Annotated in this window: 17 protein-coding genes; 8 read left to right on the top strand and 9 right to left on the bottom strand. The window is 63.0% G+C overall.

Annotated elements, in window-relative coordinates:
- Positions 1–11 precede the first annotated feature (11 nt).
- The 3 genes from B5527_RS03345 to B5527_RS03335 all read right to left on the bottom strand — a co-directional run bounded on the left by B5527_RS03345 (position 12) and on the right by B5527_RS03335 (position 3,603).
- Positions 12–425: a DUF1850 domain-containing protein gene (locus B5527_RS03345; protein WP_154071988.1), complete on the bottom strand. Its 414-nt coding sequence runs from the start codon at positions 423–425 to the stop codon at positions 12–14.
- On the bottom strand, positions 386–2,494 hold the full coding sequence (locus B5527_RS03340; protein ID WP_079600011.1) for a TRAP transporter permease: 2,109 nt from the start codon (positions 2,492–2,494) through the stop codon (positions 386–388). Before B5527_RS03340 ends, B5527_RS03345 begins: the two co-directional genes overlap by 40 nt.
- A gap of 161 nt (positions 2,495–2,655) precedes the next feature.
- Positions 2,656–3,603: a TAXI family TRAP transporter solute-binding subunit gene (locus B5527_RS03335; protein WP_079600010.1), complete on the bottom strand. Its 948-nt coding sequence runs from the start codon at positions 3,601–3,603 to the stop codon at positions 2,656–2,658.
- A gap of 196 nt (positions 3,604–3,799) precedes the next feature.
- On the opposite strand from B5527_RS03335, the gene B5527_RS03330 reads away from it, so the two are divergent.
- The gene (locus B5527_RS03330; protein ID WP_154071987.1) at positions 3,800–5,065 is read left to right on the top strand and encodes an MFS transporter; all 1,266 of its coding nucleotides are present in this window, start codon (positions 3,800–3,802) and stop codon (positions 5,063–5,065) included.
- A gap of 27 nt (positions 5,066–5,092) precedes the next feature.
- On the opposite strand, the gene B5527_RS03325 is transcribed toward B5527_RS03330, so the two are convergent.
- Positions 5,093–5,572, bottom strand: coding sequence for a hypothetical protein (locus B5527_RS03325; RefSeq protein ID WP_079607030.1), 480 nt, complete (start codon positions 5,570–5,572; stop codon positions 5,093–5,095).
- Positions 5,573–5,786: 214 nt separating this feature from the next.
- Here B5527_RS03325 and B5527_RS03320 point away from each other — a divergent pair, with 214 nt between their 5' ends.
- Complete coding sequence (locus tag B5527_RS03320; protein ID WP_079607029.1) at positions 5,787–6,092, top strand: hypothetical protein; 306 nt, start codon at positions 5,787–5,789, stop codon at positions 6,090–6,092.
- A gap of 346 nt (positions 6,093–6,438) precedes the next feature.
- Here B5527_RS03320 and B5527_RS03315 read toward each other — a convergent pair whose 3' ends face one another.
- From B5527_RS03315 to B5527_RS03305, 3 genes are all read right to left on the bottom strand, one after another.
- Positions 6,439–7,635 carry a hypothetical protein gene (locus B5527_RS03315; protein WP_154071986.1) on the bottom strand — a complete coding sequence of 399 codons (1,197 nt, stop codon included), beginning with the start codon at positions 7,633–7,635 and terminating at the stop codon, positions 6,439–6,441.
- A gap of 303 nt (positions 7,636–7,938) precedes the next feature.
- The gene (locus B5527_RS03310; RefSeq protein WP_172842471.1) at positions 7,939–8,919 is read right to left on the bottom strand and encodes a Bug family tripartite tricarboxylate transporter substrate binding protein; all 981 of its coding nucleotides are present in this window, start codon (positions 8,917–8,919) and stop codon (positions 7,939–7,941) included.
- A gap of 174 nt (positions 8,920–9,093) precedes the next feature.
- The gene (locus tag B5527_RS03305) at positions 9,094–9,726 is read right to left on the bottom strand and encodes an NUDIX hydrolase (protein ID WP_079600007.1); all 633 of its coding nucleotides are present in this window, start codon (positions 9,724–9,726) and stop codon (positions 9,094–9,096) included.
- Positions 9,727–9,805: 79 nt separating this feature from the next.
- Here B5527_RS03305 and B5527_RS03300 point away from each other — a divergent pair, with 79 nt between their 5' ends.
- The 6 genes from B5527_RS03300 to B5527_RS03275 all read left to right on the top strand — a co-directional run bounded on the left by B5527_RS03300 (position 9,806) and on the right by B5527_RS03275 (position 13,110).
- The gene (locus tag B5527_RS03300) at positions 9,806–10,231 is read left to right on the top strand and encodes a PaaI family thioesterase (protein WP_079607027.1); all 426 of its coding nucleotides are present in this window, start codon (positions 9,806–9,808) and stop codon (positions 10,229–10,231) included.
- Positions 10,232–10,405: 174 nt separating this feature from the next.
- Positions 10,406–11,419, top strand: coding sequence for an aldo/keto reductase (locus B5527_RS03295; RefSeq protein WP_079600006.1), 1,014 nt, complete (start codon positions 10,406–10,408; stop codon positions 11,417–11,419).
- A 157-nt stretch (positions 11,420–11,576) separates the two neighbouring features.
- A complete protein-coding gene (locus tag B5527_RS03290; protein ID WP_079607026.1) occupies positions 11,577–11,867 on the top strand; it encodes a hypothetical protein in 291 nt (96 codons plus the stop codon).
- 76 nt (positions 11,868–11,943) lie between these two features.
- A complete protein-coding gene (locus tag B5527_RS03285; RefSeq protein ID WP_079600005.1) occupies positions 11,944–12,123 on the top strand; it encodes a hypothetical protein in 180 nt (59 codons plus the stop codon).
- A gap of 41 nt (positions 12,124–12,164) precedes the next feature.
- Entirely contained in the window at positions 12,165–12,449 is a 285-nt protein-coding gene (locus tag B5527_RS03280) for a DUF1488 family protein (protein WP_079600004.1), read from the top strand.
- Between the two features lie 262 nt (positions 12,450–12,711).
- Positions 12,712–13,110, top strand: coding sequence for a thioesterase family protein (locus tag B5527_RS03275; protein WP_079600003.1), 399 nt, complete (start codon positions 12,712–12,714; stop codon positions 13,108–13,110).
- 94 nt (positions 13,111–13,204) lie between these two features.
- Here B5527_RS03275 and B5527_RS03270 read toward each other — a convergent pair whose 3' ends face one another.
- Positions 13,205–14,824 (bottom strand): ArnT family glycosyltransferase, encoded by a 1,620-nt coding sequence (locus B5527_RS03270; protein WP_245332488.1) that lies wholly within the window; start codon positions 14,822–14,824, stop codon positions 13,205–13,207.
- A gap of 112 nt (positions 14,825–14,936) precedes the next feature.
- Positions 14,937–15,764 (bottom strand): glycosyltransferase family 2 protein, encoded by an 828-nt coding sequence (locus B5527_RS03265; RefSeq protein WP_079600001.1) that lies wholly within the window; start codon positions 15,762–15,764, stop codon positions 14,937–14,939.
- Between the last annotated feature and the right edge of the window lie 24 nt (positions 15,765–15,788).

Genomic DNA, 15,788 nt, shown 5'->3' with positions numbered 1-15,788 from the left:
TTATGATTCAATCATCGTAGCTCACACGCGCTCATCTTTATGACGCCAACGCCGATCGGATGTCCGAAAATTTCCGACAGCGTCCGGCAGTTTCCGTCGCTGCACAGCCGCCATTCGCCGGCGGCGCCGGAATTGCCGAGCAGCAGTTCCGGCATCGGCGCCCGCCGGGGCTGCCATTGAAACCAGCCGTCGACGAGCCGCGCGTCCGGCGGCGGCTCCATGCCGGCGCCGGAGCCCTTCACCCGCGCCTGCACCAGTTCGAGGCCATCAGGCGAGATGCGCCAGTCCTCCTGCCAGTCGGTCTTTTCGACCGAATGGGTCCAGACCAGCGTGAAAGCCGCAATCGACAGCGTCTTCACCACACCAGCGGAGGCGAGGCACAGGCTCAAGCCGCCGCCACTGCGGTACGCGGCCTCAAGCGCCATTGCCGGAGCACGATCGCGATCGTCAGCACGAAACCAGCGGTGTCGCTGAAGCGGAAATCGCCGAGCAGACACAGCGCCGCGGCGAAGGTGAAGGCCCGCTCTGCCAGCGTCAGCCGCGTAAACAGAAAACCGATCGCGACCATGCCGAACAGGGCGATGGCGACCAAGGCCTTGAACGTCGCAAACGCTACCGCGCCGTAGAATCCGAGTTGGGCGGCCATCGGGTCGCCAGCCTGCAGCATCAGCGCCGGCGAATAGACGAATATGAACGGGATCACGTAGCCGGCGAGCGCGATGCGCATCGCCTCCCAGCCGATCTTGTCGGGGTTTTCCCTGGCGATCGGGGCTGCCGCCAGCGCCGCCAGCGCTACCGGCGGCGAGAGGTCGGCCATGATGCCGTAGTAGAACGCAAACATATGGCTGACGATCAGGGGCACGCCGAGTTTGGCGAGCGCCGGCGCTGCCAGTGCGGCGGTGATGATATAGGTCGGGATGGTCGGGATGCCGGTGCCGAGCAGGATCGACAGCAGCATGGTCATGACCAGCGCGAGGAACAGGCTCTTGTCGCCCAGCCCGATGATCCAGCTGCCGAAGATGGTGCCGACGCCGGTCTGCGACATCATGCCGATGATGGCGCCGACGATGGCGCAGGCCATGCCGACGGTCAGCGCCGACTTGGCGCTGTCGGCGAGCGAATCGCGGCAGGCCCGCAAGGTAGCCCGGCCGCCGCGGGTGATCGCTGACATCAGCACCAGCACGCCGACCACGCAGGCCACCGGAACGATCTCCAGCCCGTTATGCGACACCGCCGCGGCGACGAGCGCAAGGCCGATCCAGAAAACATAGCGCAGCACGCTGGAGGAAAAGCCGAGCGCGATGCTGGCGCCGAGGATCAGCGCCACCGTCAGCGCGAGGCCGACGCTGCCGGCGTACAAGGGCGTAAAACCTTCGAACAGCATGTAAACCAGCGCCGCCAGCGGCAACACCAGGTACCAGCGTGCCACCAGCGCCCTCCAGGCGCTCGGGATTTCCGAGCGCTTCATGCCGACCAGGCCGTATTTGCCGGCTTCCAGATGCACCATCCAGAACGCCGAGGCGAAGTACAGGATCGCGGGGATCACCGCGGCCTTGACGATGACGGAATATTCGACACCCAGCGTTTCCGCCATGATGAAGGCGACCGCGCCCATGACCGGCGGCATGATCTGTCCGCCCATCGAGGCGGTGGCCTCGACGCCGGCGGCGAAGGCGCGGCGATAGCCGAACTTGATCATCAGCGGAATCGTGAACTGGCCGACGGTGACGACATTGGCGACACCGGAGCCCGATATCGTTCCCATCATGCCCGAGGCAAACACCGCGACCTTGGCCGGACCGCCGCGGGTGCCGCCGAACAGGCCCAGCGAGACATCGGTGAACAACCGGATCATGCCGGCGCGCTCGAGGAACGAGCCGAACAGAATGAACAGGAAGATGTAGGTCGCCGAGACATAGATCGGCACGCCGTAGAACCCTTCGGTGCCGTAGGAAAGGTGCGTGATGATCTGGTCGAAGCCGTAGCCGCGATGATTGAGCGGCGCCGGCAGATACTGGCCGAAGGACCAGTAGAGCAGGCAGGCGCCGCACATCAGCGGCAGCGCCAGGCCCATCAGCCGCCGCGTGCCTTCGAAGATCAGCACCCCGAGCAAGGTGCCGACCGCCAGATCGAGCTGCGTCGGATCGCCGTCGCGCGCGATCAGGTCGGCATAGAATATCCACTGATACAGCCCGCACAAGAATCCGACGCTGCCGATCAGCCAGCCGATCGCGCGGCCGGCATTATCTTTGGCGGTGAAGTTGCCGATCAGGCCGAAGGTCATCAGGATCAGGAAGCCGACGTGAACGCCGCGCACCACCTGGCTCGGCAGCACGTTCCAGGCCGCGATCACGAGCTGAAAGGCCGCGAAGGCGATACCGACGGTATAGGCCAGATGGCTCCAGCCGGCGGGGCCGAAGCCTTCCGGAAAGCCGTGCTCGAAATTGTCGAATTCGACCTTGACGGGCCCCTCGGCGCCCTCAGCCTGCAGCATCTCGTCGCTCCCCAGCGCCCGTGTCGAGCGCGCCTATAGCGCGCTCGTAGTCCCGTGTTCGTCATGCCCGCGCTTGGCGCGGGCATCCACGTCTTCCTTGCTTGACCTGAAGACGTGGATGGCCGGGACAAGCCCGGCCATGACGCAAAAACGAACTCGCCCTATTTAATAAGGCCCTTTTCCTTGTAATAGCGGATCGCGCCGGGGTGCAGCGGCACCGGGCTGCCCATCGCGGCGTTTTCAAGTTTGATCTCCTTGCCGGCGACGTGCGAGTTCGCCAGTTCCGGCAGCGATTCGAAAATCAGTTTTGTCATCTGGTAGGCGAGATCGTCTGATACCGCCGAACTGGTGACGAGATAGTTGACCACCGCCGCGGTCGGAACGTCCTTGTCCTGGCCGGTATAGGTATTGGCCGGGATCATGACCGACACGAAGGGCGGCCCGATCTTGTCGACGATCTCCTTTGGAACCGACACCACGGAGATCTCGGTCGACGTGCTCAAATCCTTCAGCGAAGCCACGCCGAGACCGGCCGATTGCAGCGTCGCGTTCAGCTGGCGATTTTTCATCAGGTCGACGGATTCGGCGAACGGCAGATATTCGACCTTGCCGATATCCTTGTAGCTCAGTCCGGCCGCGGCCAGGATGGCGCGCGAGTTAAGTTCGGTTCCCGACTTAGGCGCCCCGACCGAGAGGCTCTTGCCCCGGAGATCGGCCAGCGTCTTGATGCCGCTGTCGGCGGTGGCGACGATCTGGATATAGTTCGGATAAATCGCGCCGATGGTGCGCAGCTTGTCGAGTTTGGACTTGAAGCCTGCCTCCTCGTCGCCTTCCCAGGCGGCCTTCAAGGAATCGCCGAGCGCAAACGCGATCTCGCCGCGGCCCTGCTGCAGCAAAATCAGGTTCTCGACCGACGCCTTGGTGGCCTGCACCTGGGTCTTCACGCCTGGAATCTTGTCGCTGTAGATTTTTCCGATGGCGACGCCGAGCGGATAATAGACGCCGGAGGTTCCGCCGGTCAGCACGTTGATGAATGCTTGCGCCCGCGCGACCGGCGCCGACAGAACCGCCACCACCGCAACGGCGGCGGCAACCAACTTCGAAATCATGATTATTATTCCCCCCAGAAGCCGGCCAGGAAATTGGACGGAGGAAGGCTCGGGGTCAACCTATCCGATCGCCCAAAACGAGATTGCGACAATAAGCCTTGGGCCGGCGGCGGCCGCCGCCTCCGCGCGGGGCCTGCGGGAACCGGCTATCGATGCCGCCGTTGGAAGACTTACCCACGCCAGCGCGAGGTTTCACTTGCGAGAGGCCGGAAAGTCGATCGAGCACGTGCTGGATGCGCTGAATTTCTTTCTCGCCGATGTGCGGGACGGCCTCGGCCCTTATCTGTCGATCTATCTTTTGACCGAACAAAAATGGGATCAGGCCAGCATCGGCGTGGTGATGTCGGTGGCCGCCCTTGCCGGCATCATCGCCCAGACGCCGGCCGGCGCGCTGATCGACCGCAGCACCGCAAAGCGCGCCCTGATGGTCGCAGCCGCGATCGTGGTGACCGCGGCGTGCCTCGCCCTGCCGCTGATCCATCGGTTCGAAGTGGTGGCGGCGACGCAGGCGCTTGCGGCCTGCGCGGGCGCGATCTTTCCGCCCGCCATCGCCGCGGTGACGCTGGGCACCGTCGGACCCAGGGCCTTCACCCGACGTATCGGCCGCAACGAGGCCTTCAATCACGCCGGCAATGCCACGGCGGCGGCGATCGCGGCGGTGACAGCCTATTTCTACGGTCCCATTGTGGTGTTCAGGCTGCTGGCCGCGATGGCCGTCGCCAGCGTGTTCGCGACGCTGTCGATCCCGGCCGATGCGATCGACCATCACCTCGCGCGCGGCCTTGACGCGGCGAGCGCGGGCCGCGCCGGCCATCGCGACCAGCCGTCCGGATTCCAGGTGCTGCTGTCCTGCAGGCCGCTGTTGATCTTCGCGGCCGCGACGGTCCTGTTTCACTTTTCGAACGCGGCGATGCTGCCGCTGGTCGGCCAAAAACTGGCGCTGGTCAATCGCGACCTCGGCACCACGCTGATGTCGGTCTGCATCATCGCGGCGCAGGTCGTGATGGTGCCGGTCGCCATGGTGGTGGGGCGCAAGGCTGATGTCTGGGGGCGCAAGCCGATATTCGCCGTGGCGCTGGCCGTGTTGGCGCTTCGCGGCACGCTGTATCCGCTGTCCGACAATCCGTACTGGCTGGTGTCGGTGCAACTGCTCGACGGCGTCGGCGCCGGGATTTTCGGCGCGCTGTTTCCGCTTGTGGTCGCCGATCTGACCCGCGGCACCGGACATTTCAATGTCAGCCAGGGCGCGATCGCCACCGCGGCGGGCCTCGGCGGCGCATTGAGCGCCGCGGTCGCCGGCTTCATCGTAGTCGGGGCCGGCTACAGCGCCGCGTTTCTGTTTTTGGCTGGAATCGCGGCGGCGGGACTGATCGGCTTCTGCGCGATGATGCCGGAAACGTTGCGGGACAACGCCGAACGTCCAGCCGCTACGACAGTCCCGGCACCGAGCATCGTGTCCTGATGACTGGATGGCGAGGAGCCGGAGCTGTCACTGAAACGTCATGTCGAGGCACTTCGAAATGTCGGAGCCGAGGCCGGAACTGATGGTGATGCAGCCGCGGACTTTCTGCGCTGACGTGTCGGCCGCCCATACCGAATAGCCGCCGGGGCCGAAAAATGAATTGGTGTTGGGCGGTTCGGTCTCGGTGGCGTCGAACGTATAGTGGGAGTCGTTTTCGAAGATGCGGGGCTTCTTGGTACAGCCGCCGTCGGTCTGGACGTTGATCACTTCCTTGTTGTCCCGCGTCAGCGCCAGGCTGACCTGGCACCTGAAATATTCCGAGGTCTTGACGTTGAAGATATAGGCGTAGGATTTGCAGGTCGCGGTATTGAGTTTCCCGGCGCTCAGGCCCCGGCTGCAGGAAATCCTCTGGTTGTGGCTGAGCTCGAATTCGTCGGCACGGGCGACAGGAACCAGCGTCACCAACGACAGCGCGACGCCCCAACAGATTTTCATGACGTGGTTCATCCGAATCATCCCTATGACGTATTTTGAGAAGCAGGCTTCTAGACTAAAATCGCACGATAGTCGCGAAGCCGGAGGCGGGAAATCAAAAGTCGCTTGGCGCGCATGCGATGGCGAAGCAGCCAGCGTATTGACGGGACAACGGTGTTCGTGATTTGTTCGATCGCGCGTCAGGCGAGATCAAATTTTTCCGGCGGGTTGCTGAGGAGCAAGCATGATGACGAGATTTTCGACCAGGACGCTTTGGATCGCCGTCGCGCTGAGCGCGCTGGCGACCTCCGCATTTGCGGAAACTCCCGCGCCGACGCCGTGGGTGCTGTCGCCGGACATGGGTTACGGCTACGACAAGGAGGGTAAGACCTTTTCCTACAAGATGGGCACCAACAATGCGGGCCTGCTGTTGAAGGGCGCCAAGAAGGTGCCCAAGGGCACGCTGTTTTTCATCGGCCAGAACGGCCAGCTCTATATGCGCAGCGGTCCGTATCTCGAGGGTGACGGCAAGTTCATGTTCGGATCGAATTGAGAGGGGGCTTCTTCCCTTCTCCCCTTGTGGGAGAAGGTGGCAGCCGAAGGCTGCCGGATGAGGGGTTCTGTCCACGGGCGATCTGCCCGCTGATACAACCCCTCGCCGAAGCGAGTTTGGGGCTGGCGCCGGTGATGCCCTCTCCCACAAGGGGAGAGGGCGGTGCGACTGATGCCGGTGCTTTTCCTTCTCCCCTTGTTGTGGGAGAAGGTGGCGCGGACAAAGTCCGCGCCGGATGAGGGGTCTCTATCTGCGGAAACAGACCCCTCACCCGTCTCGAATTCGCTGCGCTCATTCGAGCCAACCTCTCCCACAAGGGGAGAGGGAAGATAGGCGCGCTGCTGACTCAAAACGCCGCCGCGAGATCCTTGGCGCCCGGCAGGTTGCTGTTGCTGTCCATCCTCGCATCGGTGATCGCAAGCAGTTTCGCCACCGTGTTGTGGCGAATCGCCACCGGGTTGCGCTCGTAGCCTGAGCGCTGGAAGAAATTCGAGGTCGGGACCTGCTCGCGCATCGCCTGCGGCATCGTCACCATGTCGAGCCCGGTGCCGTCGCCGGTCAGGTTCATCATCTCCAGTTCGGCGGCGGTGAGCGGGCGGGTATAGCCCTTGGCGCGGGCGAAGATCACCGAGGTCAAGAGCTTGTGGGTCTGCAGCAGCGGACCGACGTCGATGTCCAGCACCATGGCATGCATGGCCCAGCCTGCCGGCGTTTCGCCGATCTTTTCGTGCTGGCCCCATTCGTCCGGCACCGCGCGCGCCAGCGCCACCATTCGTTTCAGCACCGCGATCTTGTGCTCCATCGCCTGGCGCGCCGCGCCGGACATTTGCGCGGCCTTTTCCGAAAGCGCGCGGACGAATTCGGGGCCCTGCTCGGCGAGCAGTTCGACGGTGTTGGTGGTGAGCAGCTGATTGTAGCCGATCGCGGTCGAGATCGCGCGCGCGCCCGGCCGCGCGTACTCCAGTCCCGACTGCATGTCGTGATTGCCGTTGCCGCCGGTTTCGAACGAATAAACCCGAACCGCCTGCTCGCGCGTCAGCCCCGCCGCCGACGCCGCACGGGCATAGGCGCGCTTGAACTCGATTTCGCTGGCGGGCCGCTGCGGGGCGAACTGGAATTGCTCGGCGGCGGCTTTCAACAGGTCGGCGACGACCGGAATGGGCTTGCGCTCGCGTGGCGGAGACGGCTCCGGCTGCGGATTAACCGGCCGCTTCGGCCCGGTATAGGTCGGCGGCTGGGTCAGCACATAGTCGTCGAGCCCGATCGGCAGGTGTTCGCGCCGCTTGGCGTTGCGGCCGCGCCGCTTGTCGGCAATCGAAGTCCAATAGGCGCTCGCCTCGTCTTCGAACGCGCCGCGCGCTTGCTGATATTCCCTGAGTTTTACACGATATTCGGCGATCGCCTGCGGCGAGGCCACTTGCGCCATCGCGCCGGCGGTTGATGCCGGCAGCACGCGCGCGTCCATCGCAGCCGCCCGCGGCGCGATCAGCAAAAGCGCGAGCGCGAGATATCCGGGACGATAGCGAATCGGATGGGAGGCCATCGTTCGTGTCTAGCAAGCGCCAGCCGCGCAAGTCAGCCCCGAAATGGCGTGATGACGATTGAAGCATCGGCGCAGGTGATGGGCTGCCACCTCTCCCGTGGGGAGAGGTCGGCGCTCGCGGCGACGCGAAGCGTCGTCCGGACAGCGCCGGGTGAGGGCGTTCGCTCTATCGGTAGACCTTAATCCCTCACCCGATTTGCTGCGCAAATCGACCTCTCCCCACGGGAGAGGTGGCACCGAGCATGCCGCACGAGCGAATTCCAAATCAGACTTCAGGATCGCGACTCCGCCGCCTCAGTTCCCTCACTCCTGCTCGACGCCGCTGGCCTTGACCAGTTCCGACCACTTCTTTTCGTCCTTGTCGATGAAATCGGCGTAGTCCTCCGGGCTGCCCGACGTGATCTCGGTGCCGTCGAGGCCCAATTGCTTCTTCACCTCGTCGGAGGCCAGTGCTGTGCGCAATTCCTTGTTGAGCCTGTCGATGATCGGCCGCGGCGTGCCGGCCGGCGCCACCAGGCCGTAATATAGCGACGCCTCGAACCCGGTCAGCCCCTCTTCCGCAATCGTCGGCACGTCCGGGAGCAGGCCGGAGCGGGTCTTGCCGGTCACCGCCAGGGCACGCAACAGACCGGCCGCGATGTTGGCGTGAACGGCCGGAATCGGCGCCAGCGCCATCGGAATGTGGCCGCCCAGCAGATCGGTCAGCGCAGGACCGGTGCCCTTATAGGGAATATGCATCAGCGTAATGCCGGCGGAACGGGCGAAATATTCGCCGGTGATATGGTTGACCGAACCGACGCCGGCGGAGCCAAAATTGACCTTGCCGGGATTGGCCTTTGCATAAGCAATCAGTTCGGCGATGGACTTGGCGGGGAACGAGGGATGCACCACCACCGCGCTGGGCGCGTTGCCGATCATGCCGATCGGCGCAAAATCCTTGCGCGGATCGTAGCCGACATTCTTGTAGAGCGACGGTCCGATCGCCAGCGTGCCGGTGTAGCCCAGCAAGATCGTATAGCCATCGGGTTCGCTCTTCGCCACCATCTTGCTGCCGACGGTGCCGCCGGCGCCGGGACGATTGTCGATGACGATGCCTTCGCCGAGCAGCTGGCTCATCTTGTCGGCGATCACGCGGCCGACGATCGAGGTCGAGCCGCCGGGCGCGAAGGGAATGACGAGTGTGATCGGGCGGTTCGGAAAGGTCTGCGCCTGCGCTTGAACGGATACGCCGGACAGGCCGGACATGAGGGCGGCGACGCAAAACACCAATTTCCAGATGTGCATTTCACTGAGACTCCCGAGTTTATTGTTTTTATCGCGCTGCATCGTCGTCGAAAGGGCCGGTGTTCGCAAGCCAATCTGGACTCCGTCATTCCGGGGCGATGCGAAGCATCGAACCCGGAATCTCGAGATTCCGGGTCTGGTGCTAACGCACCATCCCGGAATGACAGTGAGGCCTCACTTCCACGCAAACACCGGCTGCTCCAGTTCGGCGACGCGGGTGTCGCGGCCTGCCAGCACTTCGCGGAGCTGGTAGATCAAGGCCGCGGTCGGGGCGTGGATGAAGTGGCCGGCATGACGAAACCGGATCACGCGCCGCGTGCTCTCGGGAATGGCGACGAAGTCGAAGGCATCAGGCCGTTCGATATCGTCGAGCGCGATCCGATGCACCGAGGCGACCTCATCGGGATTGGGCGAGATTCCGGCGCTTTTGGCCGCCCATAGCACGACCGGCGTAATGAGATAGCCGGACCGCGTCGGATACTCGTCGAGCATGCCCAGGACATCATCGGGCCCAAGTTCAACGCCGAGTTCTTCGTGAAGCTCGCGCAGCGCCGCCGCAACCGGCGTCTCGCCCTCATCGCAGCGTCCGCCCGGCAGCGCCCACTGACCCCTGTGGGCGCGCAGGCCCGCCGCGCGCAGCGTCAATAACAGCGTCGTCCCGTTGGTCCCGTCGCCGGCCTCAACCAGCGCGACCGCGACCGCGGCCCGCTTCAGCAACGCCGCCGGTTCGCTCGCCGGCAGCCGTGCAAACGCCGCGCAGCGCTCGGCGATATTCCGCCTCGTGGTATCGTCGAATGGATGGGTCATCCCGCTTGACTACAACACGCCGGCGTTTGATGAAATGACCGACAACCTGAACAGCCCGCAAGACCGGAGAGACCCTGATATGCCCGACACGGCCGCGGAGAAACTCAAGGCCTCCGGCTGGACCATCGTCGACACCACGGGATTCATCAGTCTGGTCGGGCCGCTGTGGCAGCGGGTGGTGGACGGCGTGCATGAATATGCGCTGATCGCGCAGGACAAGCACCACAACCGCCGCGGCCTGGTGCAGGGCGGGCTGTTGATGACGTTCGCGGACCGCACCTGCGGGATGACGGCGCGGTTCGTATCGGGCCGGCCGACGCTGGCCACGGTCCAGCTCGACACCCATTTTGTCGATAGCGGCAAGATCGGCGAGGTTTTGCTGTCAAAACCACGCGTGGTGCGCGCCACCCGCAGTCTCATCTTCGTGACCACCGAGGTAACCGCAACCGATCGCTGTATCGCCACGGCCAGCGGCGTGTTTAAGGTATTGAAGAATGATACGTAGCTTCCAGGCGTTGCGCGGGGCGAGGCCAGGAAGCAACCCAGTCTCCGTCATTCCGGGATGGTGCGCTGGCACCAGACCTAAGATGTGCAATTGCACATCGGGGAATCTCGAGATTCCGGGTTCGATGCTTTCGCATCGCCCCGGAATGACGGCTTAAAAAAGGACACCCAATCGATGCAATATCGTCAACTTGGCCGCAGCGGCCTGAAAATCTCGCCGATCTGCCTGGGCACCATGATGTTCGGCGGCCCGACCGACGAGGCGGCCTCGACGCGGATCGTGGCCAAGGCGCGCGAAGCCGGCGTCAACTTCATCGACACCGCGGACGCCTATTCGAACGGCAATTCCGAGCAGGTGGTCGGCCGCGCCATTTCCAACAACCGGCCGAACTGGGTGCTCGCGACCAAACTCGCCAACCCCATGGGCGACGATCCCAACCATACCGGGCTGTCGCGGCGCTGGGTGCTGCAGGCGGCCGAGGACAGCCTGAAGCGGCTCGGCACCGACTATATCGACATCTATTACCTGCATAAGGAAGACCATTCGACGCCGCTGGAGGAAACCGTGCGCGCGATGGGCGCCTTGATCCAGCAGGGCAAGGTACGCTATTTCGGCGTCTCGAATTACCGGGCCTGGCGGGTCGCCGAAATCTGCAACATCTGCGATAACCTCGGTATCGACCGCCCGGTCGTCAGCCAGCCCTACTACAACGCGATGAACCGGATGCCCGAGGTCGAGCATTTTCCGGCCTGCGGCTATTACGGGCTCGGGATCGTGCCCTACAGCCCGCTGGCGCGCGGCGTGCTGACCGGCAAGTACCGGCCCGACGCCGCGCCCGACAAGGATACGCGTGCGGGCCGCAACGATACCCGCATGATGCAGACCGAGTGGCGGCCGGAATCGCTGCAACTGGCGCAGGAGATCCGTCAGTATGCCGAGGCCAAAGGCATCACCGCAGGGCAATTCGCGGTATCCTGGGTGCTGAACTCTTCGTTCGTCTCTGCCGTGATCGCCGGCCCGCGCACCGAGCAACATTGGGACGATTATCTCAAGGCGCTCGACTACCGCTTCACCGCCGAGGACGAAGCCCTGATCGACCGGCTCGTCGCATCCGGCCATCCCTCGACGCCGGGCTATAATGATCCGGCGTATCCGATCGAGGGACGACGGGCGCGCACCTCGGCCTGAAAGAAAATCATGGCTATTGGCGCCTAAAAGGCGCACCCTGATCCGGTGTTCGCCTCCGCCGGATGCCGGGCTGTGATCCGAAGCCGCGAACAGACGATTGCAACAAAAGCTGACGAAGATGCGCGAAAGCGATCCAATTCTCATTGGATCGCGCGAGATGCGCGCCAAGCCGAAGGTGGAGAGCTTGACGAGGTCGCGACGCGAAACGGTGACGTTCAGGCATCCGTTCCGGATCAAGGGCATCGAACGCCAGCTGCCGGCCGGCCCCTACGAAGTCGTGACCGACGAAGAGATGATCGAAGGCCTGTCGTTTCCCTGCTTTCGCCGCGTCGCCACCATGATCATGGTTCCGGCCGCCCCGCCGCAGCATTCCTCGACCGAGATGATCTCTATCAGTTCGGTCGATCTCGCCGATGCGCAGCAGGCCGACGCGGTCGCATCTCAATGAACAGGCTTCACACAGCAATCGAAACTACGCCCTGCGTTCGGCAATAACGCCACCGCCTCACCGTCAAGGAAGTCACATGCAAATTCTTTCCGCGCGCCACGTCAAAACCGAAGAATCGCTGCGTCTTGGCGTCGTGTCGGGCTGGTACGGCACCAAGGTGAGCGGCACGTTCGTCACCGGCCCCCACGCCACGCAGGAAGATTGCCTGTCGAAAATCGCCGAACTCAATCCGCCGCCGGCCAAGAAGAAATTCTGAAAGCCGGGGCACACAACCCGCTCAATTGAGGAGTCTCCGATATGGCGCTCACCCATGGTGAATTTCAGGAGTACGACTTCAACCGGATGGTCGTGCTGTTTACGATGAAGAACGACGAGACCAGCGTCGCCTGCGCCATCTCGACCGATGCGATGGATCAGCTTGAAGGCTCGTCGCGCACGCCGCCGGCCCAGCGCGAGCAGCAATTCCTGCGCCTGCGCGACCGCATCGAGGAACGTGCGGCGCGGAAATTCAGCGATGTCGAACTGGAGGGCAATCCTCCGGGCGTGATCCTGCGCGCGATCGATTTTCGCGCCCCGCGCTGAACCGTGGGGAACGGGGCCCGGGCCGGGATCACATTGAATGCCTCGCAGATCGGAAGCATTCAAAAGCCGCGCCGGCAAACAAGCCCCTGCTCTCACCCGTAGCCCGTGAGCCGGTCCGGTTCTGAACCATGAGCTGATGGTATTCTGAACGGCAATTTAATGGAGCGGGCGCGGGATCGCGTCTAGTTATAGCGAGCGGTTGCCGATTTCGGCCCCGCCGGGCCAGGCCGCGCGCCAATACCCGCGAGATGGGAGACAACCGATGCGCCAGATATCGCCGGGAACGAAAGGAACGTTCACGCTGCGCGTGCTGCCCGAGCATCTCGCCAATCAATTCAAGGACGCGATGCTGCCGCAGGTGCTGGCCACCCCCGTCATGATCATGGCGATGGAAAACGCCGCCCTCAATGCGATCCGGCCATTTCTGGACGCGGGCGAGAGCGCGGTCGGCACCGAAATCAATATTCGGCACCTCGCCGCGACGCCGGTCGGCCAGACCGTGCGCGCCGAGGCCGAGGTGACCAAGGTCGACGGCAAGCGAATCGAGTTCAAGGTCTCGGCGAGCGACGAGATCGAGGAGATCGGCGACGGAACGCACCAGAGAATGGTGATCAACCTGCGTTCGTTCCACGAGCGGCTTGCGAAGAAGAGCGGGGGTTAGCCGTCATGCTGGTGAAATGGTGCGCCATCCCGAATAAAACTACGAACTCTTATATTATTGAAGTTACAACCTAATTTTGCTCAATCGAGTGCGGTCACGGTTCGCCTGCCGAGCGGAAAATGGCGATGGTGATTGGCCGGCCCTTGGTGAAGTTGAGTGCCTCGACACGCGGTCCGCGTTCATAGCGTAGCCCAATCGCTTCTGCGCGCTCCGCAAAAGCGCTTTCCTGATGCGTTTCGATGAAGGCAAAACGGCAGCCGCCCTCCCGCAGGAAGTCTGCTGCTCCTGATGCATCGGTGAAACGGGTTTCGGTGCCGGCGAGAAAGACGAGGCTCGGCTCGTCGTACCCGGCGCTGGCGGCGACCGGATGCGTGCAACCGGACTCGCGCTGCACGCCAGCGAGCGCCACACTCGGGAACAGCGGGCCAAGCGTCGGCAGGATCATCGAATAAACGCCGATGCTTATCAGCACCATTGCCGCCGTAGCGCGCATAAGCGCTCGCTCGGCACCGTCGTCATCATACAATTGCCAAGCCAAGAAACCGCAGAGGATCGCAGCGGCGAAGAACGGCCAAGCGGGAAGGCCGAGGTCGCGGTTAATCACGATCGCGCCTGCAACCGCGGTGATGCTGAGGAGAATCGGGACGACGAACCACCAAATGGTGTTAAGTTTGAGCCAGCGCCACCGGGACAGCGCCTTCGCCTCGACCACTCCGGCGGTGAGGATGGCGATGGCTGGATACAATGGCATCACGTAATGCGGCAGTTTGGTCACGGACAATTCAAACACCAGCCATGAGGGCACCAGCCATGCCAAGAGGAAGCGAATGGGCACCTCTCGCCGCTTAGCCCATACCGCTGGTGCTGCCAATCCCGCCAGAACGCAGGCAGGAAAGAAGGTCGCCAAAAACAGGATGACATAGTATCCCGGCGGCCCGCCGTGACTCTCCTGGGAATTCGCTATCTTGCCCAGAGTGTCGTGGACCACGGAATCCAGGAGGAAGGCACTACCTGTGCGAGCGTAGATCGCGATGAACCACGGTAAGGCGAGAACGACAAGCCAGACGACACCGTAAAGCGGGCGAAGCGCTTGAACCCAGCGTACGGAGCGATCGATGATCGAGAGTGTCGCCGCGGTGAGGCCAACGATCATGACAATCACGAGCCCCTTTACCAGAATTCCAGCCGCGAGTGCGGTCCAAAATACCGTAAGCAGCGCCCATCCAGGTCGCGCGATCTTGTCGTCGCGCGAGAATAAATACGCGCGCGCCAGCACCGACATCGCGGTGACTACTGTAAAAAGCAGCATGGCATCGGCCCTGGCGAGCCGGGCTTCGGCGCCGAGCAGGACCGAGCCCACCATCATCAAAGCCGCCAGCGTCGCGCCGCGCCGGTCGACAAAGGCGAGCGCGCACCAATAGGTTGCCAACACAGCGCCGACGGCGCCGAAGAGCGACGGCAGCCGGTAAAGCCAGATGGTGAGACGCGCATCCGGAACGCCGAACGCTTCAGCCGTCTTCACCGTGGCCGCCTGCAGCCAGTACATGCCGACTGGCTTGGTGTAATGCGCCTCGCCTTGGAAGCGGGTATCAACATAGTCGCCCGTTTCGATCATCTGCTTGGCTTTTTGGGCAAAATGCGGCTCGTCGCGATCAATCGGCGGAATCCGGAATACGCCGGGCAGGAAAGCGACCAGCGAGGCGATGACCAGCATAAAAACTGCCCGCCGGTTCGTGCTCACGGCAAAATCGAAAACCGAGGCAAGGCCGTTTGTCGGCCAAAAGGTCCGCGGCAGCGCGCAAAGCCGAGAGCGCAGTTGCGCTGCTTTAAACAAGGTCGGACTCTCGTCGGGCGGACTGATGTTGCGCCAGGACATCCTCACGCGCGAAGCGGTAGTATCGGACCGTACCCTCGAACGGCACGTCGCGCATAACATGCTGCAGCCGGCGCAATGCGATTAGATTCCAATAAATCTTCTTGATCATCAAATTGCGATGCGGCCGAGATTCCCTGTACTCCATGGGAACCTCAACCAGTCGCTTGCTGCTGCGCATGGCGCGTAGGACCAGTTCGGTATCGAACTGGCCGCGATCGAGTTCGCAAGTCGCGATAATCGCATTTAGCGACTCGCGATCGAGCAGCTTCGGCCCGTGGGTGTCCGTCCCGCTGTAGCGAAACAACACCTGCAGGGCGGCGTTCAGGCCGGCGCTCAGAAACCTGCGGTACGGCCGCTGAAAATTCAGCGTCGGGTCCGCGCGCTTGGAGGCAATGAAGAGGTCATATTGGTGGCGATTATTCCAAGCCCAGGTCATGAACGGAAGGTCCCACTGCTCGATGTCGAGCATGTAGACCCATTTGGTTGTGGTGGCGCGCAGGCCTGCCTTGAGCGCAGCACCATAATTCGGCTTCTCAAGATTGATCACGCGAGACAGCGGCCAACGCTCGACAATATGCCTGAGCAAGGCCGGGGTTTCGTCGGTGCTGCCGTTATCGACAAAGATGTAAAGCCAGTTGTCCGAGCCGAGCATGTTATCGAGATAGTTAGCTAGCGCCTCGGCGTTCGCCACCAAAATGGATTGCTCATTGAAAACCGGGATTACGATCGATAGCGGCAGTTCCCCGGCGGCTGTCCCCGATGACACTTTTTTCAACATGTCTGCTCTCACGATCCAATCGGC

The sequence above is a fragment of the Bradyrhizobium erythrophlei genome (assembly GCF_900129425.1).
Classification (GTDB): domain Bacteria; phylum Pseudomonadota; class Alphaproteobacteria; order Rhizobiales; family Xanthobacteraceae; genus Bradyrhizobium; species Bradyrhizobium erythrophlei_C.
Note: the sequence above shows the minus strand (reverse complement) of the source record. Positions and strands in the feature narration are given on the sequence as shown.